This is a genomic window from Mycolicibacterium chitae, from assembly GCF_900637205.1.
In the GTDB taxonomy this organism is placed as follows: domain Bacteria; phylum Actinomycetota; class Actinomycetes; order Mycobacteriales; family Mycobacteriaceae; genus Mycobacterium; species Mycobacterium chitae.
This window is the reverse complement of sequence record NZ_LR134355.1, coordinates 1,111,440-1,135,317: the sequence shown is the minus strand read 5'-3', so window position 1 is coordinate 1,135,317 and position 23,878 is coordinate 1,111,440. Positions and strand designations below refer to the sequence as shown.

Annotated in this window: 24 protein-coding genes; 12 read left to right on the top strand and 12 right to left on the bottom strand. The window is 69.1% G+C overall.

Annotated features, from left to right (window positions below; genetic code table 11):
- Positions 1–10 precede the first annotated feature (10 nt).
- The 3 genes from EL338_RS05515 to EL338_RS05505 all read right to left on the bottom strand — a co-directional run bounded on the left by EL338_RS05515 (position 11) and on the right by EL338_RS05505 (position 5,384).
- The gene (locus EL338_RS05515) at positions 11–3,694 is read right to left on the bottom strand and encodes a nitrate reductase subunit alpha (RefSeq protein ID WP_126332809.1); all 3,684 of its coding nucleotides are present in this window, start codon (positions 3,692–3,694) and stop codon (positions 11–13) included.
- Positions 3,691–4,905 carry a nitrate/nitrite transporter gene (locus EL338_RS05510; RefSeq protein WP_126332808.1) on the bottom strand — a complete coding sequence of 405 codons (1,215 nt, stop codon included), beginning with the start codon at positions 4,903–4,905 and terminating at the stop codon, positions 3,691–3,693. The genes EL338_RS05515 and EL338_RS05510 overlap by 4 nt, the downstream gene beginning before the upstream one ends.
- An 83-nt stretch (positions 4,906–4,988) precedes the next feature.
- A complete protein-coding gene (locus tag EL338_RS05505) occupies positions 4,989–5,384 on the bottom strand; it encodes a (deoxy)nucleoside triphosphate pyrophosphohydrolase (RefSeq protein WP_126332807.1) in 396 nt (131 codons plus the stop codon).
- 27 nt (positions 5,385–5,411) lie between these two features.
- Between EL338_RS05505 and EL338_RS05500 the strand changes: the two genes are divergently transcribed.
- Positions 5,412–5,705: a 4a-hydroxytetrahydrobiopterin dehydratase gene (locus EL338_RS05500; protein ID WP_126332806.1), complete on the top strand. Its 294-nt coding sequence runs from the start codon at positions 5,412–5,414 to the stop codon at positions 5,703–5,705.
- Here EL338_RS05500 and EL338_RS05495 read toward each other — a convergent pair.
- Positions 5,659–6,873, bottom strand: coding sequence for a mannosyltransferase (locus EL338_RS05495; RefSeq protein ID WP_235666381.1), 1,215 nt, complete (start codon positions 6,871–6,873; stop codon positions 5,659–5,661). The genes EL338_RS05500 and EL338_RS05495 overlap by 47 nt on opposite strands.
- A gap of 169 nt (positions 6,874–7,042) precedes the next feature.
- On the opposite strand from EL338_RS05495, the gene EL338_RS05490 reads away from it, so the two are divergent.
- Positions 7,043–7,603: a hypothetical protein gene (locus EL338_RS05490; protein ID WP_126332805.1), complete on the top strand. Its 561-nt coding sequence runs from the start codon at positions 7,043–7,045 to the stop codon at positions 7,601–7,603.
- Positions 7,604–7,640: 37 nt separating this feature from the next.
- Positions 7,641–8,666 (top strand): Rv1157c family protein, encoded by a 1,026-nt coding sequence (locus tag EL338_RS05485; RefSeq protein ID WP_126332804.1) that lies wholly within the window; start codon positions 7,641–7,643, stop codon positions 8,664–8,666.
- Between the two features lie 55 nt (positions 8,667–8,721).
- On the opposite strand, the gene EL338_RS05480 is transcribed toward EL338_RS05485, so the two are convergent.
- Positions 8,722–9,309, bottom strand: coding sequence for an HhH-GPD-type base excision DNA repair protein (locus EL338_RS05480; RefSeq protein WP_126332803.1), 588 nt, complete (start codon positions 9,307–9,309; stop codon positions 8,722–8,724).
- 107 nt (positions 9,310–9,416) lie between these two features.
- On the opposite strand from EL338_RS05480, the gene EL338_RS05475 reads away from it, so the two are divergent.
- Both EL338_RS05475 and EL338_RS05470 read left to right on the top strand, forming a co-directional pair.
- On the top strand, positions 9,417–9,713 hold the full coding sequence (locus EL338_RS05475) for a DUF732 domain-containing protein (RefSeq protein ID WP_126332802.1): 297 nt from the start codon (positions 9,417–9,419) through the stop codon (positions 9,711–9,713).
- Positions 9,714–9,767: 54 nt separating this feature from the next.
- Positions 9,768–11,093 (top strand): acyltransferase family protein, encoded by a 1,326-nt coding sequence (locus EL338_RS05470; RefSeq protein WP_126332801.1) that lies wholly within the window; start codon positions 9,768–9,770, stop codon positions 11,091–11,093.
- 39 nt (positions 11,094–11,132) lie between these two features.
- On the opposite strand, the gene EL338_RS26125 is transcribed toward EL338_RS05470, so the two are convergent.
- Entirely contained in the window at positions 11,133–11,291 is a 159-nt protein-coding gene (locus tag EL338_RS26125) for a DUF5302 domain-containing protein (RefSeq protein ID WP_308213123.1), read from the bottom strand.
- Positions 11,292–11,419: 128 nt separating this feature from the next.
- Positions 11,420–11,863, bottom strand: coding sequence for a PPOX class F420-dependent oxidoreductase (locus EL338_RS05465; protein WP_126332800.1), 444 nt, complete (start codon positions 11,861–11,863; stop codon positions 11,420–11,422).
- A gap of 46 nt (positions 11,864–11,909) precedes the next feature.
- Here EL338_RS05465 and EL338_RS05460 point away from each other — a divergent pair, with 46 nt between their 5' ends.
- From EL338_RS05460 to EL338_RS05450, 3 genes are read left to right on the top strand one after another with little or no spacing between them, the layout of a single operon-like run.
- Entirely contained in the window at positions 11,910–12,731 is an 822-nt protein-coding gene (locus tag EL338_RS05460) for a class I SAM-dependent methyltransferase (RefSeq protein WP_126332799.1), read from the top strand.
- Positions 12,728–13,246 carry a DUF1697 domain-containing protein gene (locus EL338_RS05455; protein WP_126332798.1) on the top strand — a complete coding sequence of 173 codons (519 nt, stop codon included), beginning with the start codon at positions 12,728–12,730 and terminating at the stop codon, positions 13,244–13,246. The genes EL338_RS05460 and EL338_RS05455 overlap by 4 nt, the downstream gene beginning before the upstream one ends.
- Before the next feature lie 10 nt (positions 13,247–13,256).
- Positions 13,257–14,111, top strand: coding sequence for a class I SAM-dependent methyltransferase (locus EL338_RS05450; RefSeq protein ID WP_126332797.1), 855 nt, complete (start codon positions 13,257–13,259; stop codon positions 14,109–14,111).
- A 3-nt stretch (positions 14,112–14,114) separates the two neighbouring features.
- On the opposite strand, the gene EL338_RS05445 is transcribed toward EL338_RS05450, so the two are convergent.
- Positions 14,115–15,605, bottom strand: coding sequence for a flavin-containing monooxygenase (locus EL338_RS05445; protein ID WP_126332796.1), 1,491 nt, complete (start codon positions 15,603–15,605; stop codon positions 14,115–14,117).
- 116 nt (positions 15,606–15,721) lie between these two features.
- On the opposite strand from EL338_RS05445, the gene EL338_RS05440 reads away from it, so the two are divergent.
- Complete coding sequence (locus tag EL338_RS05440) at positions 15,722–16,939, top strand: Rv1453 family transcriptional regulator (RefSeq protein WP_126332795.1); 1,218 nt, start codon at positions 15,722–15,724, stop codon at positions 16,937–16,939.
- Here the strand turns inward: EL338_RS05440 and EL338_RS05435 are convergent.
- Complete coding sequence (locus EL338_RS05435) at positions 16,936–17,298, bottom strand: Rv1152 family transcriptional regulator (RefSeq protein ID WP_126332794.1); 363 nt, start codon at positions 17,296–17,298, stop codon at positions 16,936–16,938. The two genes, EL338_RS05440 and EL338_RS05435, sit on opposite strands and share 4 nt — an antisense overlap.
- A gap of 37 nt (positions 17,299–17,335) precedes the next feature.
- On the opposite strand from EL338_RS05435, the gene EL338_RS05430 reads away from it, so the two are divergent.
- Genes EL338_RS05430 through EL338_RS26435 form a run of 3 tightly spaced genes read left to right on the top strand, consistent with a single transcriptional unit; the run spans position 17,336 to position 20,105 of the window.
- The gene (locus EL338_RS05430; RefSeq protein ID WP_126332793.1) at positions 17,336–18,067 is read left to right on the top strand and encodes an NAD-dependent deacylase; all 732 of its coding nucleotides are present in this window, start codon (positions 17,336–17,338) and stop codon (positions 18,065–18,067) included.
- A 56-nt stretch (positions 18,068–18,123) separates the two neighbouring features.
- Positions 18,124–18,714 (top strand): TetR/AcrR family transcriptional regulator, encoded by a 591-nt coding sequence (locus tag EL338_RS05425; protein WP_126332792.1) that lies wholly within the window; start codon positions 18,124–18,126, stop codon positions 18,712–18,714.
- The gene (locus tag EL338_RS26435) at positions 18,714–20,105 is read left to right on the top strand and encodes a hypothetical protein (RefSeq protein ID WP_235666380.1); all 1,392 of its coding nucleotides are present in this window, start codon (positions 18,714–18,716) and stop codon (positions 20,103–20,105) included. Before EL338_RS05425 ends, EL338_RS26435 begins: the two co-directional genes overlap by 1 nt.
- On the opposite strand, the gene EL338_RS05415 is transcribed toward EL338_RS26435, so the two are convergent.
- The 3 genes from EL338_RS05415 to EL338_RS05405 are packed head-to-tail and all read right to left on the bottom strand — an operon-like array spanning position 20,089 to position 23,710.
- A complete protein-coding gene (locus EL338_RS05415; RefSeq protein ID WP_126332791.1) occupies positions 20,089–20,733 on the bottom strand; it encodes a class I SAM-dependent methyltransferase in 645 nt (214 codons plus the stop codon). The two genes, EL338_RS26435 and EL338_RS05415, sit on opposite strands and share 17 nt — an antisense overlap.
- Positions 20,730–21,428, bottom strand: coding sequence for a TetR/AcrR family transcriptional regulator (locus EL338_RS05410; RefSeq protein ID WP_179967167.1), 699 nt, complete (start codon positions 21,426–21,428; stop codon positions 20,730–20,732). The genes EL338_RS05415 and EL338_RS05410 overlap by 4 nt, the downstream gene beginning before the upstream one ends.
- Positions 21,425–23,710, bottom strand: coding sequence for an MMPL family transporter (locus EL338_RS05405; protein ID WP_126332789.1), 2,286 nt, complete (start codon positions 23,708–23,710; stop codon positions 21,425–21,427). Before EL338_RS05405 ends, EL338_RS05410 begins: the two co-directional genes overlap by 4 nt.
- Between the last annotated feature and the right edge of the window lie 168 nt (positions 23,711–23,878).

Below are 23,878 nucleotides of genomic sequence, written 5' to 3'. Positions count from 1 at the left end.
AACTCCCCCATCAGTATTGGACGTCCTGCGACCGGCGACGAACCACCGTCACCTCGTCGCGTTGATTACCGGTGGGCCCCAGGTAGTTGAAGGCGAAGGCCGTTTGCGCGTACCCACCCGCGAGGTGGCTGGGTTTGATCAGCAGCCGGGTCAGCGAATTGTGGATCCCGCCGCGGGTTCCGGTGGTTTCGGTCAGCGGCACGTCGATGGTGCGCTCCTGGGCGTGATAGACGAAGACCACTCCTTCCGGCATTCGGTGGCTGACGACCGCGCGGCACACCACCACACCGTTGCGGTTGACGGCCTCGACCCAGTCGTTGTCCTGAACCTCGATCTTCTCGGCGTCGGCCGGGCTCATCCACATGGTCGGTCCGCCGCGCGACAGCGACAGCATGAACAGGTTGTCCTGGTATTCGGAGTGGATGGACCACTTCGAGTGCGGCGTCAGGTAGCGCACCGTCAGGCCGAGACCGTCCTGGGTGCCGACGGCCGGCTCCCCGAACAGGCGCGCCATGTCCAACGGCGGCCGGTAGGTGGGCAGTTGCTCGCCGAGTTCCTCGATCCAGTCGTGGTCGAGGTAGAAGTGCATCCGCCCGGTGAGCGTGTGAAAGGGCTTGAGGTGCTCGATGTTCACCGTGAACGGCGCGTAGCGCCGGCCACCGGTCTCGCTGCCCGACCACTCCGCGCTGGTGATCACCGGCACCGGCTGGGCCTGGGTGTCGGCGTAGGAGATGCGCCGCTCCTCGCTGCCCTCGGCAAGGTGGACCAACTCGCGGCCGGTCCGACGTTCGAGCTCGCGGAATCCCTGCACGGCCAGCCGGCCGTTGGAGGTTCCGGACAGTGCCAGGATGACGTCGGCCATCCGCTCGGCCGTGGTGATCGCGGGCCGGCCTTGGGCCACACCGGAATCAAGGACACCGAACTTCGCGCCCAGCTGCTGCACCTCGACGTCCGGGTGGGTGGTGATGCCCTTGGTGGTCAGGCCCAGCCGCTCGGTCAGCGGGCCCAGGGTCGACCACTTGTCGGCGATCGCGCCGTAGTCGCGCTCGACCACCGCGATCGGCCCCATCGTCTTCCCCGGCACCGGCGTCTCGCCCGTGCGGCGCCAGTCATTTTCGGTGCCACCGGGATACGCCATGGCACCGGGGGTGTCGTGCTGCAGGGTGCCCAGCACCACGTCGGTGCGGGTTCCCAGATGTTTGGCGGCCAGCTTGCTGAACGCCCGCGCCACCGCCCCGAACGCCTCGAAGTCCGAATGGGTCTCCCACGGCGGATCGATGGCCGGGCTGAAGGCGTGCACATAGGGATGCATGTCAGTGCTCGACAGGTCCGCCTTCTCGTACCAGGTGGCCGCCGGGAGCACGACGTCGGACAGCAGGGTGGTGGAGGTCATCCGGAAGTCGATCGACATCAACAGATCCAGCTTGCCCTCGGGAATCTCCTCGGGCCAGGTGACATCGTTGGGCCGCAGCTCCTCCGGGGTCGGGGCCGCCTGCACATTGGAGGTGGTGCCCAGCAGGTGCCGCAGGAAGTACTCGTTGCCCTTGCTGGAGGACCCCAGCAGGTTCGCGCGCCAGATGTTGAGCACCCGCGGCCAGTTCTTCGGGTTGTCCGGATCGGTGACCGCCAACTTGAGCTCACCCGAGCCGAGTTGCTCGGCAACGTATTCCGCGACGTCGCGGCCGGCGGCCTTCGCCTCGTCGGCGACCTTGAGGCTGGAGCGGTCGAACTGCGGGAAGAACGGGCTCCACCCCATCGCGGTGGCCGAGGCCAGCACGTCCATGGTGTGCTGGCCGCGGAATCGGCCCCGCCCCAACGGGCTGGACAACGCGTCGGCGCGGTAGCCGTCGTAGCGCCATTGCCCGGTGTGGGCATACCAGTACGACGTACCGGCCATCTGCCGCGGCGGCCGCGACCAGTCGCTGCCCATGGCCATCGTCGCCCAGCCGGTGATCGGGCGACACTTCTCCTGCCCCACGTAGTGCGCCCAGCCGCCGCCGTTGCGGCCCATCGAACCGGTGAGCAACAGCAGCGCCAGCACGGCGCGGTAGGTGGCGTCGCCGTGGAACCACTGGCAGATGCCCGCGCCCATGATTATCATCGAGCGGCCGCCGGATTCCTCGGCGCTGCGGGCGAATTCCCGGGCGATCCGGATCGTCTGCTCGGCCGACACCCCCGTGATCGGTTCCTGCCAGGCCGGCGTGTAGGGGTGGCGGGGGTCGTCGTAACCGGTCGGCCAGTCGCCGGGCAACCCCGGCCGGCTCACGCCGTACTGCGCCAGCATCAGATCGAAGACGGTGCAGACCCGGTGCTCGCCCACCCGGCGCACCGGGACCCCGCGCAGCAGGGTTTCGCCGTGCCCGTCGAGCGTGTCGAACCGCGGCAGTGCTACGTAGGCGCTCTCGGCGCCGTCGCGCGCGACCGTCAGGGCCGGCACCACGTCGCCGAGGTCGAGGTTCCACTGCCCCACCCCCTCGTCGCCGTACCGGAATCCGAGCGAACCCCGCGGCACCGCAACCGAATCCGTGGCACCGTCGAGCAGGACGGGTTTGAACGCGGCGTTCTCCTGGTCCGCGTAGTCACCGCCGAGGTCGGCGGCGGTCAGGTTCTTGCCGGGCACCAGGATGCCGTCGCGGTCCTCGAGCTTGACCAGGAAGGGCAGATCGGTGAACCGCTGGACGTAGTCGACGAAGAACGGCACCCGCTGGCGGACAAAGAATTCCGTCAGCAACACGTGGCCCATGGCCATCGCCAATGCGCCGTCGGTGCCGGCCGCGCACGGCATCCACTCGTCGGCGAACTTGGTGTTGTCCGCGTAGTCGGGACTGACGGCGACCACCTTGGTGCCCCGGTACCGCACCTCGGCCATCCAGTGCGCATCCGGGGTGCGCGTCACCGGGACGTTGGAACCCCACATCATCAGGTAGGCCGCGTCCCACCAGTCGCCGGACTCCGGGACGTCGGTCTGATCGCCGAACACCTGCGGGGAGGCCACCGGAAGGTCGGCGTACCAGTCGTAGAACGACGTCATCACGCCGCCGATGAGTTCGACGAACCGGGATCCGGCCGCGTGCGAGACCATCGACATCGCCGGGATCGGCGAGAACCCGGCGACCCGGTCGGGTCCGTAGGTCTTGATGGTGTGCACGTGGGCCGCCGCGATCATCTCGGTGGCCTCGGCCCAGCTGACCCGCACCAGGCCCCCCTTGCCGCGCGCCTGCTGATACTGCCGTCGTCGCACCGGGTCGGCCTGAATCTCGGCCCACGCCAGCACCGGGTCGCCCAGGCGGGACCGGGCCTCGCGGTACATCTCGACGAGCACGCCGCGCGCGTACGGGTAGCGCACCCGCGTCGGCGAGTAGGTGTACCAGGAGAACGCGGCGCCGCGCGGGCAGCCGCGCGGTTCGTATTCCGGACGGTCGGGGCCCACCGAGGGATAGTCGGTCTCCTGGGTCTCCCAGGTGATGATGCCGTCCTTGACATACACCTTCCACGAACAGGATCCGGTGCAGTTGACGCCGTGCGTGGAGCGCACCACCTTGTCGTGACTCCAGCGGTCGCGGTAGAAGATGTCGCCCTCGCGGCCACCCTGGCGGGTGACGGTGCGCAGATCCTCGGAGAACTCGCCCGGGGTGAAGAACCGCCCGCTGCGCGCGAGCAGTTCTTCGACCGGACCGCCGATGTGTGTGGTCATGGTTCCTCTCGCTGAGGTTCGCGGTTGTGCAGGAACAGCGCCGTGTAGGCGAGCGCGATCAGCGCGGTGAGCACGAGCAACAGCAGACCGACCGTGTAATGGTTGTCCTGACCGTCGTAGGTGGCACCCATGACCAGGGGCGGGAAGTAGCCGCCCAAACCGCCTGCGGCGGCGACGATTCCGGTGACGGAGCCCACCGACTTGGCCGGGGCGCGGCCGGCCACCCACGCGAACACGCCGCCGGTGCCGATCCCGAGGAACACGGCCAGCAGGGTGAAGCTGACCGCCGACCAGAAGTCGGCGGGCGGCTGGAAGACCTCGACGAAGGCCATCACCGCGGTGCCGGCCAGCGATGCCAACACCACCACCTTGGGCGGTATCCGGTCGGCCAGTGCGCCACCGATCGGCCGGGCCAGCACTGCGGCCAACGCGAAGGCCGCCGTCCGCGCGCCGGCGTCGACCGGACCGAAGCCGTAGATGGCGCGGATGTAGGTGGGCAGGTAATTGCTGAACGCCACGAATCCGCCGAAGACCACCGCGTACAGGAACGCCATCTCCCATGTGACGCGAAGTTTGCTGGCCGCCAACAACTTCGGGAGTACCGGATCGGTGTTCGGGTGGAACTGCGACGAGTTGCGCAGCAGGAAGAAGCTCAGCAGCGCGGTCAGCGCCAGCGCGGCGGCGATGATGACGTGGGTGGTCATCAACCCGAATGCGTTGACCAACCGCGGGGTGAAGAACGCCGACAGCGCGGTGCCCACCATGCCCGCGCCGAACACGCCGGTGGCGAATCCGCGCTTGGACGGTTCGTACCAGTTGTTCGCGAACGGGATCCCGACGGCGAAGATGGTGCCGGCGATGCCGAGGAAGAAGCCGAACACCAGCAGCAGCGGGTAGGAGCCGATGGTGCCGGCAAAACCGACCGCCAGGACCGGCAGGATCGAGGCCAGGGTGACCGCGATCAGCATGACCCGCCCGCCGAAGCGGTCGGTCAGCGGCCCGCTGACCAGTCGGCCCAGCGATCCCACCAGGATCGGCGTCGCCACCAGCATCGAGGTCTCGGTGGCGCTGAGCGACAGATCAGCGGCATAGGTGGTGGACATCGGCCCGATGAGGTTCCAGGCCCAGAAGTTGATCGTCGAAACCCAAGTCGCCAGCGCGAGGTTCACGCCTTGCCCGGCGTAAGTGGACGACGGGGCTGCCGTGGTCACGTAGACAGGTAATCACCGTATCCGGGGCGCCGGGTGAGGTTTGGCGAAAATCTTTCAGTCGAACTCGTGAACCCGCGTCCCGCTCAGCTGCACTGCCCGAGCGCCGCGGTCAGGTCCGGCAACCACGCGGTGTCGGCCGGAACCCACGGCAACGTGTGCAATTCGGCCGAGCCCACCCAGCGCAGCGCACGGTGGTCGTGGGGTTGGGCGCTGCCCGCGGTCAGCGTCACGCGGTAGGCCCGCAGCGCCATCGTCTCGCCCAGCGGCACCTCGGCGCCCAACCGCGCACCGACCGCGACCTGCACGCCGAGTTCCTCGCGCAGTTCGCGGGCCAGGGCCTCGGCGTCGCTCTCCCCCGGCGACACCTTCCCGCCGGGCAGTTCCCAGAGACCGGCCAGCGCCGGCGGGCGATCACGTTGCGCCACCAGCAGGGACCCGTCGATGATCAGCGCCCCCGCCACCACGATCTGAACCGCCATGATCAGCAGACGGTATACCGTCGAAGTATGGCTGTGTTAACCGATGAACAAGTGGACGCCGCCGCCAAGGATCTCGACGGCTGGCAGCGCGCCGACGGCGCGCTGCGACGATCGATCAAGTTCGGGTCGTTCCTCGCCGGGATCGACGCGGTGCGCCGGGTGGCCGAGCACGCGGAGGCGAAGGACCATCATCCCGATATCGATATTCGCTGGCGGACCGTGACTTTCGCGCTGGTGACGCATTCCGAGGGCGGTATCACCGACAAGGACGTCGCTATGGCGCGCGATATCGACACGATCGTCGGCCGCCCGGAAACCTGAGCCGCAACACCGCGATCCACCCTAGCGTCGCGACCGCCGCGACGATGTAGACCAGGCCGGCCCAGGCCAAGTACCAGGGTCGGCCGATCTCCCAGATGCTCGGCTGGGCGAAGCTGAGCACCCAGGGCACGCCGATCAGCGTGAGGAGCAGCCAGCCCCAGCCCAGCAGCCGGGCCTCGCGCAGATACCGGTAGGGCCCCTGGAGCAGCCAGATCATCAGCGGCAGCAGCCACACCCAGTGGTGGGTCCAGGAGATCGGGGACAGCAGCAGGCCGAACAGTTGCACCACGATGATCAGCCCCAGCCGATCCGGTTCGCCGGGCGCCGCGGCAATGGCGCGCCACGCCAACCACGCCAGCACCGCCGTCACCGCGATGGCCGTCAGGACCAGGGGCCCGTAGTCGGCGTCGGTGCCCAGGATCCGTGAAATACCGCCGCGCCACGACTGATTGAACGACGTGCCCACCGGGCCCACCCGGTCGGCGTCGCCGAGCAGGTCGGTGAAGTAGTAGCGGGCCTGATCGCCGATCACCAGTAGCGACACCCCGACGGTGGCGAAGAAGACGACGGCGGAGAACACCGCCACACCCCAGCGCCGCACACCGACGAAGTACAGCCCGCCGATCGCGGGGGTCAGCTTGACGCCGGCGGCCAGTCCCAGCAGCAGTCCGGACAGCCACCAGCGGCTGCTGTAGACCGCGCACAACACGCCCAGCACCAGCAACACGTTGACCTGGCCGTAGTCGAAGGTGCTGCGCAGCGGTTCGGTCCAGATTCCCACCGCGGTCCACAGCATGGCGCTGCGGTGTCCGCCGGTCAGGCCCAGGAGGCGCTGGCTGACGCGCACCACGCCGTAGAGCGCGGCCATGATCCCCACGGTCCAGCCGAAGGCCACCACCTCGAAGGGCAGCAGCGTCAGCGGGTAGAAGACGACGGCCGCGAACGGCGGATAGGTGAACGGCAGCGGGAAGTCCGGCGTCTGGTCGGCGTAGACGTAGCTGTAGAGCGTGCCGGGCACGTCGAGCGCCTGCGCGCCGCCGATATAGACATGCAGATCAACGAAATTGGCGCCGGTGGGGACCAGATAGGTCCAGGCCAACCGCGCGGCGATGCTGACCACCAGCAGCGCCGGGGCCAGTCGCAGCACAGGTGCCAGCGGACTCTTCACGTCGGTGTCGATTTGCCGACTTTAACGTCTGGTTACGCGCTCCGGAGCGGGCGGTCACCGTCGACACTCGCTTCGGTAACGGTCGCATAAATGCCACACGTGTCACTTGAGTCCCATCAGTAACAACGTAGCTTCGGCTTCAACCGCTGCAAACAAGGGATTGGGAGCCATGTCAGTAATCAAGAGCGCGTTGTCCACCACCGCAATCGTCGTCGGAGCCGGCGCCGCACTGTTGACCGGCGGGATCGCCAAGGCCGACCCGGCCGCCCCGGCTCCGGTGCCCCCGCCGAACGTGCCCGGCCTGAGCATGGTCGAACAGTTCATCGACCCGGCCGCGGCCCCGCAGCTGCTGCAGAACGCGGCGTCGGTGCTGTCCGGCACCCCGGCCACCCCCGCGGCGCCCGTCGCTCCCCCGCCGGTCGCCACCGCCAGCGTCAACCTGCCCCAGCAGCTGCCGGGGATGCCGGCCGCGACTCCGGCCACGCCGGCCACCGCCCCGGCGGTGACCCAGCCGGGCGCCGAGATCACGCTTCCGCAGGTCCCCGGCCTGCCCGTGCCGCTGCCGCAGCAGGTGAACTTCCCGGGTGACCTGGTCAGCCTGATCCCCGGCACCGTCAACGCCGTGACCCCGACCCAGGCCGCCGCCGTCGCGGCGCAGACTCCGGCCGCCGCCGCGCCGGGCACCGGGGCCGCGCTGGCCTCGCTGTTCCCCACCGCCGCGCTGCCCTGATAGCGACCCGCTGAATCCTCGAGGATTGGACTCCCCCATGTCGCAGACCCGGACCCTGTTCGCCACCACCGCTCTGGTCGTCGGCTCGACGGTCGCGCTGACCTTCGCCGGCGTCGCCGCCGCCGAACCGGCCGCGCCCGCGCCGCTGCCCATCGACGGCTTGCAGGCTCCGGGTCTGTCGGCAATGGAGAGTCTGAGCCCCGCGATTCAGCAGGCCGCCGGCGACCCGTCCAACGCCGCGCAGATGTTGATGGCGGCCGCGGCGGCGTTCACGCAGAACTCCGACGCGCCGATGGAGACGCACAACCTGGCCGCTGCGGTCAGCCAGTTCGTGTCCGACCCGCCCGGGGTCGCGACACCGGTGGCGCACGGAACCGTCGCCGGCGTACCGCACACCCCGCCGGCCGGGGTGGTGCCCGGCGCCGCAGCGCACCTGCCGCCCGGGGTGGATCCCGCGCACGCGGTGGGTCCGGCCGTCGAGGCCCTTCCGCCCGCCCCCGAGGCTGCCGTCCCGGCACCGGAGGCCGCCGCGCCCGCACCGGAAGCCGCACCGGCCCCGGCGCCCGAAGCTCCCGCGCCCGCCCCCGAGGCTCCCGCGCCGGCGCCCGAGGCCGCGACGCCCGCACCTGAGGGTGCGGCCGGGTTCGGCCCGGATGCCCCCGTCAAGCAGGACTTCCTGTACCCGTCGATCGGCAACGGGTGCCTGGCCGACGGCGGCAACGCGATCGCCACCGCCATCTCGGTGGCCGGTCCCGCGAAGATCCCGACCCCGGGCCCCGGCCCGGGTCAGACCGCCTACGTGTTCACCGCGGTCGGCACCTCCGGGCCGGCCGACGAGCAGAAGCTCCCGCTGAACGTCACCTGGGTCAACCTGACCACCGGCAAGTCGGGCAGCGCCACGCTCACCCCGCGCGACGACATCAACCCCGAGGGGCCGACCACGCTGACCGCCATCGCCGACACGGGCTCCGGCAGCATCATGTCGACGATCTTCGGCCAGGTCACCACCACCGAGAAGCAGTGCCAGTTCATGCCGACCATCGGCTCGACGGTGGTCCCCTGAATATCTAGGCCGACGGCCGCTTGAGTCCGAGCCGGGCCTGGGTGGCCGTTCGGCGTCAGGCCTTGGCCTTCTTGCCTTCCTTGGCTTGGGCCTTCATCTGCTTCTTGTAGCTGCGGACCTTGCCCAGCGACTCGGCGTCCAGAACGTCGGCGACCGACATGTGCGCGCCGGTCTTGCCGTAGTCGCCGGCAGCCTCCTGCCAGCCCGGCGCGCTCAGGCCGTACTGCTTGCCCAGCAGTGCCACGAAGACGCGGGCCTTCTGATCGCCGAAGCCCGGCAGCCGCTTGACGCGCAGCAGCACCTCGCGACCGTCCGGGTTGCCCTCGGTCCACACCGCGGCGGCGTCGCCGTCGTACTCGTCGACGATGATCCGGGCCAGGTCCTGAATGCGCTTGGACATCGACCCAGGGAACCGGTGCACCGCAGGGGTTTCGGCGCACAGCGCGGCGAACTTCTCCGGGTCGTACTCGGCGATGGTGCGCGCGTCGAGGCCGCCGATGCGGTCGGCGATCTTCTTCGGCCCGGCGAACGCCACCTCCATGGGGATCTGTTGATCGAGCAGCATGCCGATCAACAACGCCAGGGGGCTTTGGGACAGCAACTGATCGGCTTCGGGCTCCTGCGCCAAGCAGAGGTTTCGCATTCACCCAGGTTAGCCCGTATTTAGGTGGGCCGGTTCGGCTGCCGGTGTCGGTGGGTTGTGCCAAGGTGTAGCCCACAGCGGAAGTACGTGTTTCGAGGGGGACGACGATGGGGCGTGTGGTTGCACTTCTGATCGGGGTGGCGGCTGCCGCCCTTGCCTTTGCCGGACCGGCCTTCGCGGTGCCGGACCAGGGCACCCCGGAGTTCGACAGCTATCTGCAGGGTCTGGAACGCAACGGCTATCACCTGAATCCGGAGACCGCGTGGCGCCTCGCCCACCAGGCCTGTGTGGGTGGCATCCCGGGTTACATCGGGATCGAACTCGCCGCGCAAGGGGTCATCGGGCCCGGCGCGCAGCAGCGGGTGATGGATGTGGCCCGAAAGTACGCCTGCCCCGTCCAGTAGTCCGGCGAAAATTAGTGACTTTTACTCACTAGTGCGCGGCTTACGGTTGGCCGCATGAGCTTTCCGACACCCGCGGAGGTCGCCGCCCAGACGCCGGCCGATCGCGACCGCGCCATCGACGTCATCCGCATCTGCGCCCTGATCGGCGTGGTCGTCGGGCACACCGTCATGGCCACCAGCATGATCCGCGACGAGGTCTTCCTCTGGGGCAATCTCCTGACCACCTCGGTGGTGTTCCAGGCGCTGACCTGGGTCTTGCAGATCATGCCGCTGTTCTTCTTCGCCGGCGCCGCGGCAAGTGTCACCTCGTGGCGGCCCGGCGGATCCTGGGGTGGCTGGCTGATGCGCCGCTGCACCCGGTTGTTCCGACCGGTGTTCTACTACCTGGCGTTCTGGGCGGTCACGCTGGCGGCGCTGCACCCGCTGCTGCCGATCCATGTCTACGAGCCCATCGCCGGGATCAGCGTGCAGTTGCTGTGGTTCCTCGGCGCCTACGTGTTGATGCTGGCGGCGATCCCGCTGCTCTACCGGATCGACTCCGCGGGCCGACTGGCCACCGGCGTGATCGCGGTGTACCTGTTCGTCCTCGCGATCGACGTCGTGCGCCTGCACGTGCCCGGGACGGCGCTGCTCGGCTACCTGAACATGACGGTGTGGCTGATCCCCGGACTGTTCGGCGTGGCCTACCGGCGCAGCCTGCTCGACGCGCGTCGGGCGCTGCGGGTCGGGATCGCGATGTTCGGCATCAACCTGGCCCTGCTTGCCTTCGGACCGTACGAACTGAGCCTGGTCGGCATCGAAGGCCAACGCCTGGCGAACATGACACCACCGTCGCTGCTGTTGGCCGGCCACGCAATCATGATGTGCGCCTTCGCGATTGCCGCCGCCCCGGCGATCAATCGGTGGGCGCAACGGCCGCGGGTGTGGTGGCTGACCGCCATCGGGAACTCCGGGGCCATGACGCTGTACCTGTGGCACATGCCGGCCCTGCTTCTGACCCACCTCGCGTTCTGCTACCTCGGCCTGTACCGCTACCCGGGTGAGCCGAATTTCCTGTGGCTCAGCGTGATCCAGCTGGCCGTGGTGGTCGCCGTGTTGGCGGTGCTGTTCGTCGCGCTGCGACCGCTGGAGAACAACCCGCTGCCCGGTTGGGACGGCGCGGCCGCGCTGGTGCCGGGTGCGCGCAGCGCTGCGGTCGGGATCCTGCTGTGCCTGGCCGGTGCCGCCACCCTGGCCGCCGTCAAGTGGGGCCTCAAGGACGACGGGATCGCGTGCGTGGCGGTGCTGCTCGCGGGCCTGATCGGCGCGCGACTGCTGAGCTACCCGGCCGCGGCAGCAGACGCCGCCGAACCCGTGCACGCCAGCACAGCGCGGCGCTGACCAGACCCCTATTGCGTTGGGAACAGGAAGGTTTCGGGGCTAGCCGCTCTTGCGGCGGAACTCCCGTCGGCCCTCGACCGGGCCGTGGGCCCGGGGCTGCTTGCTACCACCGTCGGCGTGGGACGCACCCGCGGCCGACTTGGCATTCTTGCGCTCGAGAGCCTCCCGGAACTGCTTCTTGGTTTCGTCCTCTGGCATCTCATGTCGGCCCATAGTTCGTCAGCCTACGCTGCTTTTCACAGGGCGCGAGCGTGCGCAAACTACGAGAATTTCTCGGCGTGTCGGCCGGGGACGCGCACCTTCGCGCAGTAGGGGGGAGCCCAGCCTCAGCGCATGCCGGGGGGCATGCCGTAGAGGTGCGAGATCGCCAGGGTCAGCAGCACCCGCCGGTCGGTGACCATGGCGCGGCGGTAGTCGTCCCAGTCGGGGTGTTCCCCGGCGATGTTGCGGTACAGCGCGACGAGTCCCTCGACGGTGGGGTCGTTGGGCTCGGCGGCGGGCGGGGTCAGCACGGCGTCGCCCTCGGCCACCGCGTAGGCCCAGCCGTCGTCGGAACCGACCAGGATCGAGGCACGCGGATCGCGACGCAGGTTGCGGGTCTTGGCGCGCGGTTCGGTGATGGACACCTGGACGGCGACCGCGCGCGGATCGAAGTAGTAGGAGACGTTCGACAGCTGGGGCCGACCGTCGCGTTTGATCGTGGCCAACACACCCAGCGAGTTGCCCCGGATGACAGCCAAGAGCTTGTCGTCGAAAACCTGGCGGGTCATGGTGAGAGCCTACTGATCGCGCCGCATTGTCTCTACCATCGAGAAAATGACGGTGGTCGACGGCAACACTCTCGACGGGGTCTCGGCGACCACGCTGTGGACGCTGCACAACCGCGCCAGCGAAGCCAAGCGTCCCGACGGCGTCCTCGACGACCCGCACGCCGTCCCGCTCTACGACACCATCGCCTACGACTACCTCAAGTTCGGCAAACCCAATCAGTCGCATCCCCTGCGCGCCAAAGCCTTCGACGCCGCGGCCACCGCCTACCTGCGGCAGCATCCGCGTGCCGCCGTGGTGGCCCTCGCCGAGGGGCTGCAGACCAGCTTCTGGCGCCTGGCCGCCGCCGGGGTCGCGGCGGACCTGCGTTGGTACTCGGTGGACCTGCCCGCCGTCATCGCGCTGCGCGAACAGTTGCTGCCGCACGACGAGCGGGTGGTCAACCTCGCCCAGTCGGCCCTGGACCGCAGCTGGATGGATCGCCTGGACCCGACCGACGGGGTGTTCATCACCGCCGAAGGGCTGTTCATGTACCTCGAACCCGACGACGTGCTCGCGCTGATCGGTGACTGCGCGGCCCGGTTCCCGGGTGGCCGGCTGATGTTCGACTCGATCCCGCCGTGGTTCAGCCGACGCACCCTCGCGGGCCACAAGCTGTCGGACCGCTACACCGCCCCGCGGATGCCGTTCGGCGTCACGCCGGACGACGCCGTCGCGCTGGTCAGCAAGATCCCCGGCGTGCGGGCCGGGCGCGACATGCCGTTGCCGCCGGGCCGCGGGATCTACAAGCTGATCGCGTCGCCGACGCTGAACAACATCGGCCCGCTGCGGCGCCGCCGGCCCAGCATGACGCAGGTCGACTTCGGATGACGCGGTACGTGGCGTTCCTGCGCGGGGTCAACGTCGGCGGAGTGAACCTGAAGATGGCCGAGGTGGCCCGGGTCTTCGAGGACGCCGGCTTCACCAACGTGGTGACGGTGCTGGCCAGCGGCAACGTCCTGCTCGACGCGGGAACCTCGGCCGCCACCGTGCGCAACCAGGCCGAGGCGGCACTGCGCGACGCGTTCGGCTACGAGGCGTGGGTGCTGGTCTACGCACTCGACACCGTGCGCGCCATCGACGCGGCCTACCCCTTCGAGCGCGAGGTCGACGGGCACCACTCCTACGTCACCTTCGTGACCGACGCCGCGGTGCTCGACGAACTCGCCGCGCTCCCCCCGACCGCCGAGGAACGCATCGCGCGCGGCGACGGCGTCCTCTACTGGCAGGTCCCTCGCGCCGCGACCCTGGCCTCGACCCTCGGGCGGACCATGGGCAAGAAGCGCTACAAGTCGTCGTCCACCACACGCAACCTACGCACGCTGGGCAAAGTCCTCAGCCGGTAGTCTCGCGACAGTGAGTTCCGCTGCCGATGATGTCTCCAAGAACGACCCCACCAAGCACAAGGCCGAACTGACCGGCGTCTCCGAGACCGCGCTGCTGACGCTGTACGGCCGCGCGCGGGAGGCCAGTCGGCCCGACGGCGTCATCGACGATCCGATGGCGGTGCGGCTGATCGACTCCATCGACTACGACTTCTCCCACTTCGGCTCGGCCCGCCAGGACATGTCGATCCGCGCGAAGACCTTCGACAGGGAGACCCTCGAGTACCTCCGCGCGCATCCGGACGCCACGGTGGTCGCGCTCGCGGAGGGGCTGCAGACCAGCTTCTGGCGCGTCGACGCCGCGCTGCCCGAGGCCCGGTTCCGCTGGCTCACCGTCGACCTGCCGCCCATCGTCGACATCCGCCGCCGGCTGCTGCCGGAATCCCCGCGCATCGAACTGTGCGCCCAGTCGGCCCTGGACTACAGCTGGATGGACAAGGTCAACCCCGACGACGGCGTGTTCATCACCGCCGAGGGCCTGCTGATGTATCTGCAGCCCGAGCAGTCCCTGGGCCTGATCGCCGAGTGCGCCAAGCGATTTCCCGGCGCACAGATGCTCTTCGACCTGCCGCCGGCCTGGTTCGCGGGGCTGTCGCGGCGCGGCTGGCTACGTCCGACGCTGCGCTACAAGGTGCCGGCGATGCCGTTCAGCCTGACCCCGACCGAGGCCACCAAACTGATCGACCTGCCCGGGGTGCGGGCCGTGCACGACATCCGCCTCGAGCCCGGCCGCGGCCTCGTCGTCAACGGGCTGCTGAATCTGGCCTACGCCTCGAAGCTGATGGATCCGCTGCGCGGAGTGCTGACGTTGCTCGAATTCGGCTGATCCTCAACCGATTCCGACCGGCTGCCGGCTGGCCCTGCGGAAGCTCAGGTGCGGATCGATCACCGAATCATGCCGCAGCAGCTTGACGTCGTCGTGGTAGCCCGTCGAGGTCTGCCACGGCGCGCTGTCGCCCTGCTTCGGCAGCTGATCCACCGCGCGCTGCACGTACCCCGCACCGAAGTCCAGGAACGGCCGCGTCGCCATGCCCGCGCGGTCCACCTGCGCGCAGGCAACGTCGTAACCGTGCTCGTCCATGTGATCCAGCAGGCGGCAGAAATGCTCGCACAGCAACCCGACCTTCAGCGTCCACGACGAGTTGGTGTAGCCGAACGCGTAGGCGAAGTTGGGCACCCCCGACAGCATCATGCCCTTGTAGACGATGCGCTCGGCCGGGTCCACCGCCTCGCCGTCGACGGTCAGCGTCATCCCGCCGAGCAGCTGAATGTTCAAACCCGTTGCGGTGACGATGATGTCGGCGTCGAGTTCGCGACCGGACTCCAGTAGGATGCCGGTTTCGGTGAAGGTGACGATGCGGTCGGTGACCACCTCGGCGCTGCCGTCGCTGATCGCGGCGAACAGGTCGGCGTCGGGCACGGCGCACAGCCGCTGGTCCCAGGGGTTGTAGCCGGGCTTGAAATGCTCGTCGACCGGATAGCCCGCGGGCAGGACCTTGGCATTGGCCCGCCGGATCAGCCGTCGCGCCAACTCGGGGTGGCGCTGGCAGAACTGGTACACCAGTTGCTGTTTGAGCATGTTCTTGCGGCGCGCCAACGCATAGCCCCGGTCCGCGCCCAGCAGTTTCTGCGCCGCGATCGCGAAGCGGTCCTTACCCGGCACCGGCATCACATAGGTGGGCGAGCGCTGCAGCATGGTCACCCGCGCGGCGGACGACGCCATGGCCGGCACCAGCGTCACCGCGGTGGCACCGCTGCCGATGACCACCACCTTCTTGCCCGCGTAGTCGAGGTCCTCGGGCCAGTGTTGCGGGTGCACGATGGTCCCGGCGAACCGATCCCGGCCCTCGAAGTGCGGGGTGTAGCCCTGGTCGTAGCGGTAGTAACCGCCGGCGCAGAAGATCCAGTTGGCGGTGATCTGCGAGCGTTCGCCGGTGTCGACGAGTTCGATGTCCACCGTCCACCGCGCGTCCGCGCTGCACCACGCCGCGCCGAGCACCTTGTGGTGGAAGCGGATGTGGCGCTCGATCCCGTTCTCGGCCACCATCTCCCGCAGATAGGCCAGGATCTTGTCGGCGGAGGCGATGGCGTCCTCGTCGCGCCACGGCTTGAACTCGTAGCCGAAGGTGTGCAGGTCCGAGTCGGACCGAATGCCGGGGTAGCGGAACAGGTCCCACGTGCCACCGGTGGCGGCCCGCGCCTCCAGGATGGCGAACGAGGTGCCGGGGCGCTGCGTCTGCAGGTAGTAGGCGGCCCCCAGTCCGGAGATGCCGGCGCCGACGATCAGTACGTCGACGTCGCTGCGCGGGGTTGCGGTCATGGTGACTCCTCGAGCTCGAACGATGTGATGATCGTCGCGCTCTCCGACCCGGAACAACAGGTCAATATGCCCCGATATCTCGCCTATAAAGTGCACAGTGCACCTATCCTGCTGTGATGACCTGGGAATCTCCGTCCGCACGGGTGCAAGAGTTGATCCGCCAGGTGGCACACCTGGTCCTGGACCCGGCGCCGGAATGGCTCGCGGAACTCGACGCCGCCGTGCTGGGCGCCAACCCGACGATCGCCGCCGATCCGGAACTGGCCGCGGCGGTCAGTCGCAGCAACCGCGCCAACCTGCTGTTCTGGGCGACCGCCAACATCCGCGATCCCGGTGCGCCGGTGGCGCCCAACACCGGGCCGGAACCGATGGCGATCGCCCGGGAGTTGGTCCGGCGCGGCTATGACGCCTACGCGCTGGACGCCTACCGGGTGGGACAGGGCGTGGCGTGGCGGCGCCTGATGGAGATCGCCTTCGAATCGACCACCGAGCCCACCGAACTGCACGAGTTGCTCGACGTGTGTTCCCGCTCGATCGGTGCGTTCGTCGACGCGACGTTGGCCGCCATCGCCGCCCAGATCGACTCGGAGCGTGAGGAACTCACCCACGGCACCCACGCCGAGCGGCGCGAGACGATCGCCCTGCTGCTCGACGGCGCCCCGATCACGCGCCAGCGGGCCGAGGCACGCCTGGGTTATCGGCTGACCGGTTCGCACACCGCGGCGGTGGTGTGGACCGACGACCCGACCGGTGACATGACGCGCCTGGACCGCGCCGTCGAGGCCATCGGCGCCGGTGTCGGCGGGGCCCGGCCCCTGAGTGTGCTGGCCAGCGCCGCCACCCGCTGGGTCTGGGTCCCCAGCACCCGGCTCGACGTTGCGGGTCTGGCCGCTGCGATCGACGCCGTGCCGGACGTGCGGGTCGCGGTCGGGTCCACCGGCGCCGGGCTCGACGGGTTCCGGCGCAGCCATCTCGACGCGTTGACCACTCAGCGGATGCTGGCTCGGCTGCACTCACCGCGGCGGGTCGCGGTGTTCGCCGACATCGAGTTGGTGGCCCTGATCACCGCGGACGCCGATCGGGCCACCGCGTTCATCCAGCACACCCTGGGCAGCTTCGAACACGCCGGGGACGAGCTCCAGGAATCGGTGCGGGTCTTCGTCCACGAGCAGTGCAACGCCTCGCGCGCGGCCGCGCGGTTGTACACCCACCGCAACACCCTGCTGCGCCGCCTGACCCGCGCCGACGAACTACTGCCGCGTCCGCTGGCCGCACACACCGTCAACGTCGCCGTCGCCCTGGACGTGCTGCGCTGGCGGGGCCGCGCCCGCTAGTCGAAGGCCGCCGCGACATAGCGCAGCGCGTCGTCCTTGGCCACCCCCAGCGCGCGGGCCGTGTCGACGAAACTGCGGGCCGCGTCGGCCATGGTGGCATCGGCCGGGTCGGCGCGGGCCACGAAGGTCCCGAACCGGCCGCGCGTCTCGAGCATTCCCGCGGCCTCCAGTTCGCGGTAGGCGCGCGCCACGGTGTTCACGGCCAGGCCCAGCTGGCCGGCCAGCTCGCGGACGGTCGGCAACCGGATCCCCGGTTCCAGGCGTCCCGTCCGGATACCGTCGATGATCTGCGATCGCAACTGGTCGAACAGCGGTTTTGCCGCCTGCGCGTCGACCTTCAACCATTCCCCCAACTCCACGTCGTCCAGTATCGCTGAGGCCCGCTAGTTTGGTGGTGTGCGTATCGCAGTTCTCACCGGAGCCGGAATTTCGGCGGAAAGCGGCGTTCCGACCTTCCGCGACGACAAGAACGGGCTGTGGGCGCGCTTCGACCCCTATGAGCTGTCCAGCACGCAGGGCTGGAACGACCACCCCGAACGGGTGTGGGCCTGGTATCTGTGGCGGCATCATCTGGTGCAGCGCGTCGACCCCAACGACGGTCACCGCGCCGTCGCCGAATGGGAACGGATCCCCGGGATCGTCGATGTCTCGGTGATCACCCAGAACGTCGACAACCTGCACGAGCGCGCCGGCAGCAGCGCCGTGCACCACCTGCACGGCAGCCTGTTCGAATTCCGTTGTGACATCTGCGATTCGGCCTATCACGGCGAACTGCCCGACATGCCCGAACCACAGCTGGAGGCCAATCCGCCGGTATGCCCCTGCGGCGGCCTGATCCGGCCCGACATCGTCTGGTTCGGCGAACCGCTGCCCGATGGCCCGTGGGACGCCTCGGTGGAGGCGGTGCGCGCCACGGACCTGCTGGTGGTCGTGGGCACCTCGAGCATCGTCTACCCCGCCGCCGGGTTGCCGGAACTCGCGCTGGCGCAGGGCACCGTGGTGGTCGAGGTCAACCCGGAGCCCACGCCACTGTCGGCCGACGCCACCGTCACCCTCCGGGAGAGCGCCAGCACGGCGCTGCCGACGCTGCTGCAACAGCTACCGAGCCTGCTGGGCAAGAAGTCGTAGCTACGATCATCGCGGCTACGGTTCCATAGCTACGCCTGCGTAGCTATGGTCGGGCCATGCGACGCTCCCTGGCCGATCTGAAGTCCGACTGCCACGCGGCGGTGCTCGCCGAGGTGGCCGAGACCGGCCTGGCTCGGCTGACCGTGGAAGGCATCGCGCGTCGCGCCGGAGTCGCCAAGACCTCGATCTACCGGCACTGGCCCACCGTCGACGACCTGCTGCTCGACGCATTGGACCGCACCTTCCCGGCCGAACGGCCCACCCCCGGCGGCAAGAATCTGCGCGCGGACCTGCTGCGCTCGCTCGATCAGCTGACGGCCTGGCTGGCCGGTCCCACCGCGCGGGCCGCCGCCGCGATCCTCGCCGAACGGCACCGCCGGCCCGACCTGGTCGACGCGCTGTACCGCAGGGTGTTCGACGCGCACGGCGGGCGGTTCACCCAGACGGTGTTGCGGCTCTACGCCGAGCGCGGCGAGATCGACGCCGGCCGCATCACCCCGGTGGTCTGCGACATCGGGGAGGCCATGGTGATCAAGCACCAGATCGACACCGGCGAACTACCGGGCAAGGCCTACCGCACGGCGATCGTCGACCAGGTCATCCTGCCCGCGCTCGGCGTCCAGGCCCCGAACGAGAAGACCCGCTGATGACCATTCCGGTATCCGTCGACTGGGACGAGATCATCGCCGTCTCGCGGACCACCCTGACCACCCACCTGTGGGCCGCGCCGCCGCTGCGTCGCGGCTCCCCGATCCACGACCAGGCGTTCGGCGCGTTCCGCGAACTGCGCGCCGACCTGGCGCGGTTTTTGCCGTGGTTCTCCCACCCGCGGGTGTCGGTGCCCGAGCTGCGGCCACCGACCGATAGCGAAACCTTCTGGAACTTCGACCTTCTCGACCCCTTCGTCGAGGACTTCATGGCTGCCTGCGAGGGACGACCGGCGGTGGCCAACTTCGCGACCATCCCGGCGTGGATGTTCGGCGCCCAGGCCGCCGTCCCCGACGATCCGGACGAGGCCGTGTGGGATTACGAGCAGGGCAACGAACTTCGCGATCCCAGCTGCACCGAGGTCGCCGACTACTTCTACCGGGTCGCCAGCTGGTACATCGCCGGCGGCTTCCACGACGAACTCGGCACCTGGCATTCCTCCGGCCACCGGTACCGGTTCGCCTACTGGGAGGTGCTGTGCGAGCCCGACCTCCGCGGCCTGACGCCGCAGCAGTACGTCCGCCTCTATGACGCCGTCGTCGATCGGTTGCGCCCGCTCGATCCGCAGATGAAGTTCGTGGGACTCTCGCTGACCCACAAGTACGGCGATCCCGAGTACTTCTGGGCCTTCCTCGATCCGGCCAATCATCGCGGCGGGGCGGCCCCCGACGCGTTCTCCTACCACTTCTACGCGCACCCCGAGACCGTCGATCCGATTCTGGCGCAGGACGCCGCACCGTTCAGTCATTGGCGCGACATCTTCTTCGCCCAGGCCGACGGCTTTCTGGCGCAAGTCCAGCTCATCGATTCGATCCGGCGGCGGATCGCCCCCGACACCAAGACCTTCATCAACGAGGTCGGGACCTTCCCCGCCGACGTGTTGAACCCGCAACCGGATATCGCGCCGGAGTACTGGGCGTTGAGCGCGGCCGTGCAGTCCTACTTCTGGGCGCGGCTGCTGACCATGGGGATCCACGTGGTCGGCATCGCGGAGTTCATGGACTATCCGGGCATGATCCCCGGGGTCACGTTGATCGATTGGGACACCGGCGAACCCAATGCGCGCTACCACGCGCTGCACACCCTGCTGCGCCACTTCGCTCCGGGCGATGCACTGGTCGGCACCGCGGTGGGCGAACCCGGCGTTCCCGATTACCGCGTGCACGTCCAGGGCTTTGTCAAACCCGACGGGTCGCGAAAGCTGTTGATCATCAACAAGACCCGAGAGCGCCTCGATCTGCGGGTGGGTCCGCACGCGGTGGCCGTCGGCCCCTACGCCGTCGACGTGCTGCGGGTGACCGACGGCAGCCTGGTCAGCCCGCCGGCTTGACGGCGCGGCCCAGCGCGAACTCGGCGACCGGCAACGGCACCCACCGGGGCAGCGTCCATTCCCGCCGGGCGTCCTCGATGCTGAACCCCGCGGTCCGCAGGCTCTGCTCGGTGTGGCGATGACTGTGGCAGTTCCCCGAGATCCGCGGCCACACCGTGGCATCGGCGAACCGCTGCAGCCGACCGCGCCAGCCCACGCTGGCAATGTGCTCCAGATAGCGCACCTCGCCGCCGGGGCGAAGCTGGGCGTACAGCTGCGCGAGGACCCCGTCGGGCCGTTCGACGGTGCACAGCACCAGTGAACACACCACGGCGTCGAACGGCTCCGGGTCCGCCAGGGTTTCGACGGTCTGGCCGCTGACGCTGACCGGGACGGGGGCGACGGCGGCCGCGGCCTGGGCGTGTTCGAGCAGGTGCACTTCGGGCTCGACGGCCACCACCTGGGTCACCGTATCGGGATAGTGCGCGAAGTTGGTTCCGGTGCCGGCGCCGACCTCGAGCACCCGGCCCGTCAGGCCGGCGAGGTTGGCCCGCCGCAACCGGGTGAGCTCCTCGGTTTCGTGCGCGGACATCAGTGTCCAGACCCGCGCGAAGAACGGGTGGGACAGCTGAGCTTCGGTTGGTGTCATCGGCGCGCTCCCTTGTTGTCGAGCACCCAGTGCAGCGTTTCCTGTGGGCCGGCGTCGGCACCGACGATACCGACCGTCATGTGTCCGGTACAGACCGCGCGCAATACGTTGTCGGCAAAGGTCATCGGATCCCCGAACGGCAGATACGGTTTGGCGATCAGCATGGCCGCCACCCCGTGGGCCGCGGTCCACAATTCGAGCGTCAGCGTCGTCGGATCCCCCGGCGGGTAGATGCCCTCACGAATCAGGGATTCGACGGAGCCGCGCAGGTGCACGAAGGCCGACGACGTCAAGGCGGCGTCCACGTCGCTGCCCGGGCTGCCCTCTCCCATGGTCGCGATACGGTACAGCTCGGGGGTGGCGATCGCGAAACGCACGTAGGCCAGGCCCTGGGCCCGCAGCGCCTCGAGCGTGGAGACCTGCCCCTGCACGGCCCGTTGCATCTCGTCGTGCAGGGTCTCGAAGTAGCGCGCGCAGACCGCGTCCAGCAGCGCGTCCTTGTCCGCGAAATGCAGGTAGATCGACGGCGAAGTGACCCCGACCCGTTCCGCGACCGCCCGGATCGAGACGTCCTTGGCGTGGCCGTTCTCCAGCAGCAATTCGGTGGTGGCGTCGAGGATTTCGACGCGCAGCCGCTCCCCGGACCCGCGTGGCGCGCGTCGGCGGCCGCGTCGCAGCGCTGCCCCGCTCGTCACGATTCCACCTTCCTGGTCTCGGCGGCATCCGACGGTGCGGCGGCCGGGCGGGGTTCACCGGATTCGCTGATGCCGATGCGTTCGTGCAGGCGCACCAGAGGTTTCGGGGCCCACCAGTTCCATCGTCCGAGGACGTGCATGAAGGCGGGCACCAGGACCATCCGGACCAGGGTAGCGTCGACCAACACCGCCAACGTCAGCCCCAGCCCGAACATCCGCATGAACGACACCTGGGCGGCGATCAGCGCGGCGAACGAGATCGACATCACCAGCGCCGCCGCGGTGATCACCCGCCCGGTGCGGGCCAACCCCAGCGCGACGCTCTCGTCGTTGTCGGCCCGGGTGCGCCCACTGGCCAACCAAAACTCGCGGATTCGCGAGATCAGGAACACCTCGTAGTCCATCGCCAGGCCGAACGCGATGCAGAACAACAGGACCGGCATGTTGGCCACCAGCGTCCCGGTCGGCGCGGTGCCGAGGGCCCCGAGATGGCCCTCCTGGAAGATCCACACCAGCGCACCGAACGCCGCGGTCAGCGAAAGGACGTTGAGCACTAGGGCTTTCAGCGGCAAGACCACACTTCCGGTCAGCAGGAACAGCAGCAGGAAGGTGATCACCGCGATGACCCCGAGCACCAACGGCAACCGGGAGGTGATGGCATCGACGCTGTCGCGGTTGATCTGGGCGATCCCGGTCAGCTGCACTGCCCGGTCGCCCGGTCCGGCGACGGCATGCAGGCCGTCGAGCTGACGCTCGGAGGCGTCGGAGAACAGCGGCACATCGCTGGCCACGGTCAAAAACGCACTGCCGTCGGCCATTCCGGTCGCACCCGCCGGGGGCCCCACCCGGTTGCCGCCGACGAACGTCCCCGTGGGCGCGGTCACGGCCGTAACATCGGTGACCCGGGACAGCTCGGCGGCGTAGCGCTCGAAGTCCGCGGGCGTCAGGCCCTCGGCGTCCGGGACAACGACGGTGACGGCGGTGTCAGAGGTGTCGGCGAAGTCGTTGCGCAGCTGATCGCCGACCTGATGCGCCGAGGCGCCGGCGGGCAGCACCCGGTCGTCGGGAAAGCCCCATTTCACGCCGAGGAAGGGCGCGCCCGCCAACAGCAGCAGCGCGACGACGGCCAGGCCGATGGAGACCGCGCGACGCATGACGAACTTCGTCGAGCGATACCAGAACAGCTGCTCGACCGGTTTGGGCTGCGGGTCAGGGCGGCCCAGCAGCCGGCGGAACAGCCGCCGCACATCGAAGGCGTTCAGCCGCGACCCGAGCAGCACGATCGCGGCCGGCGTCACGACCACCGCCGCAAAGGCCGCGAAGGCCACGGTCGCGATACCGGCGTAGGCGAAGGACTTCAGGAAGTACATCGGGAACAGCACCATCGCCGCCATCGACAGCGCCACCGTCGTCGCCGAGAACAGCACCGTGCGCCCGGCAGTGCCCAGCGTGCGCACCAGCGCCTCTTCGGCCGGGACGCCGTCGGCCAACTCGTCGCGGTAGCGGCTGATGATCAGCAGCGTGTAGTCGATGGCCAGCGCCAGCCCCAGGGCGATGGTCAGGTTGAGCGCGAAGATCGAGACGTCGGTGAACTGAGTGACCAGCCGCAGGACCGCCATGGATCCGACGATGGCCAGCGCGCCCACGGCCATCGGCAACGCGGCGGCCAGCAGACCGCCGAACACCCAGACCAGCACCAGGAAGCTCAGCGGGATCGCGATCGATTCCATCAGCAGCAGGTCGTGTTCGCTCTGCTTGGTGATCTGCGAGTAGACCAGGGCCTGCCCGCCCGGGGTGACGGTGACGTCGGGGTGCTGCGGCAGCACCGAGGCGCTGATGGCGTCGACCAACTCCTGGGCGTAGCGCTGCGCGAAGCTCTCGCCGCCGTTGATCCCGGCGACGATGAGCCCGGTGGTCCCGTCGGTGCTGATCATGTCGGCGGCCACGGTGGGCGGCACCGTCCACGTCGAGGTGACGTAGGCGATGTGCGGGGAGGCCTCGAGCGCCTCGATGACGGCCAACCCGGCGGCGCGCGCCGCGGGACTCTCGGCCCCCGCGCCGGAGGCCACGGTGAACACCAGTTGCATGTCGCCGCGCGCGAACTTCTCGGTGAGCAACTGCGTGGCCTTCGACGATTCGGCCGTCGGGTCCTGGAACCCGCCCGCGGACAGGCTCTTGGCCACCGGGACTCCGAAGATCGCGGCGGCGACCATGAGCAGCGCGGCGAACGCGACGATGCGTCGCGGCGCGGCGATGGCCAGCCGGGCAATTCTGTGCAGCATCCGCTACTCCCCCATTTGCAGTCGACGGCCCCCACGGCGCCGACAGACTCGCGGGCTGGAGCGGACGCAGATTAGCAACGGTAACTTAACGCCGTCAACGGCTTCCCCGCGCGCTTCGCAGCCCCGGTCCCTCCCGGACCGTTCACCTGACTAAGGGTTACATTATGC

Coding starts and splice junctions, on each gene's coding strand:
- EL338_RS05515 (WP_126332809.1), bottom strand. CDS start 3,694: ATGACCACACACATCGGCGGTCCGGTCGAAGAACTGCTCGCGCGCAGC.
- EL338_RS05505 (WP_126332807.1), bottom strand. CDS start 5,384: ATGGCGGTTCAGATCGTGGTGGCGGGGGCGCTGATCATCGACGGGTCC.
- EL338_RS05500 (WP_126332806.1), top strand. CDS start 5,412: ATGGCTGTGTTAACCGATGAACAAGTGGACGCCGCCGCCAAGGATCTC.
- EL338_RS05490 (WP_126332805.1), top strand. CDS start 7,043: ATGTCAGTAATCAAGAGCGCGTTGTCCACCACCGCAATCGTCGTCGGA.
- EL338_RS05485 (WP_126332804.1), top strand. CDS start 7,641: ATGTCGCAGACCCGGACCCTGTTCGCCACCACCGCTCTGGTCGTCGGC.
- EL338_RS05480 (WP_126332803.1), bottom strand. CDS start 9,309: ATGCGAAACCTCTGCTTGGCGCAGGAGCCCGAAGCCGATCAGTTGCTG.
- EL338_RS05475 (WP_126332802.1), top strand. CDS start 9,417: ATGGGGCGTGTGGTTGCACTTCTGATCGGGGTGGCGGCTGCCGCCCTT.
- EL338_RS05470 (WP_126332801.1), top strand. CDS start 9,768: ATGAGCTTTCCGACACCCGCGGAGGTCGCCGCCCAGACGCCGGCCGAT.
- EL338_RS26125 (WP_308213123.1), bottom strand. CDS start 11,291: ATGCCAGAGGACGAAACCAAGAAGCAGTTCCGGGAGGCTCTCGAGCGC.
- EL338_RS05465 (WP_126332800.1), bottom strand. CDS start 11,863: ATGACCCGCCAGGTTTTCGACGACAAGCTCTTGGCTGTCATCCGGGGC.
- EL338_RS05460 (WP_126332799.1), top strand. CDS start 11,910: ATGACGGTGGTCGACGGCAACACTCTCGACGGGGTCTCGGCGACCACG.
- EL338_RS05455 (WP_126332798.1), top strand. CDS start 12,728: ATGACGCGGTACGTGGCGTTCCTGCGCGGGGTCAACGTCGGCGGAGTG.
- EL338_RS05445 (WP_126332796.1), bottom strand. CDS start 15,605: ATGACCGCAACCCCGCGCAGCGACGTCGACGTACTGATCGTCGGCGCC.
- EL338_RS05440 (WP_126332795.1), top strand. CDS start 15,722: ATGACCTGGGAATCTCCGTCCGCACGGGTGCAAGAGTTGATCCGCCAG.
- EL338_RS05425 (WP_126332792.1), top strand. CDS start 18,124: ATGCGACGCTCCCTGGCCGATCTGAAGTCCGACTGCCACGCGGCGGTG.
- EL338_RS26435 (WP_235666380.1), top strand. CDS start 18,714: ATGACCATTCCGGTATCCGTCGACTGGGACGAGATCATCGCCGTCTCG.
- EL338_RS05415 (WP_126332791.1), bottom strand. CDS start 20,733: ATGACACCAACCGAAGCTCAGCTGTCCCACCCGTTCTTCGCGCGGGTC.
- EL338_RS05405 (WP_126332789.1), bottom strand. CDS start 23,710: ATGCTGCACAGAATTGCCCGGCTGGCCATCGCCGCGCCGCGACGCATC.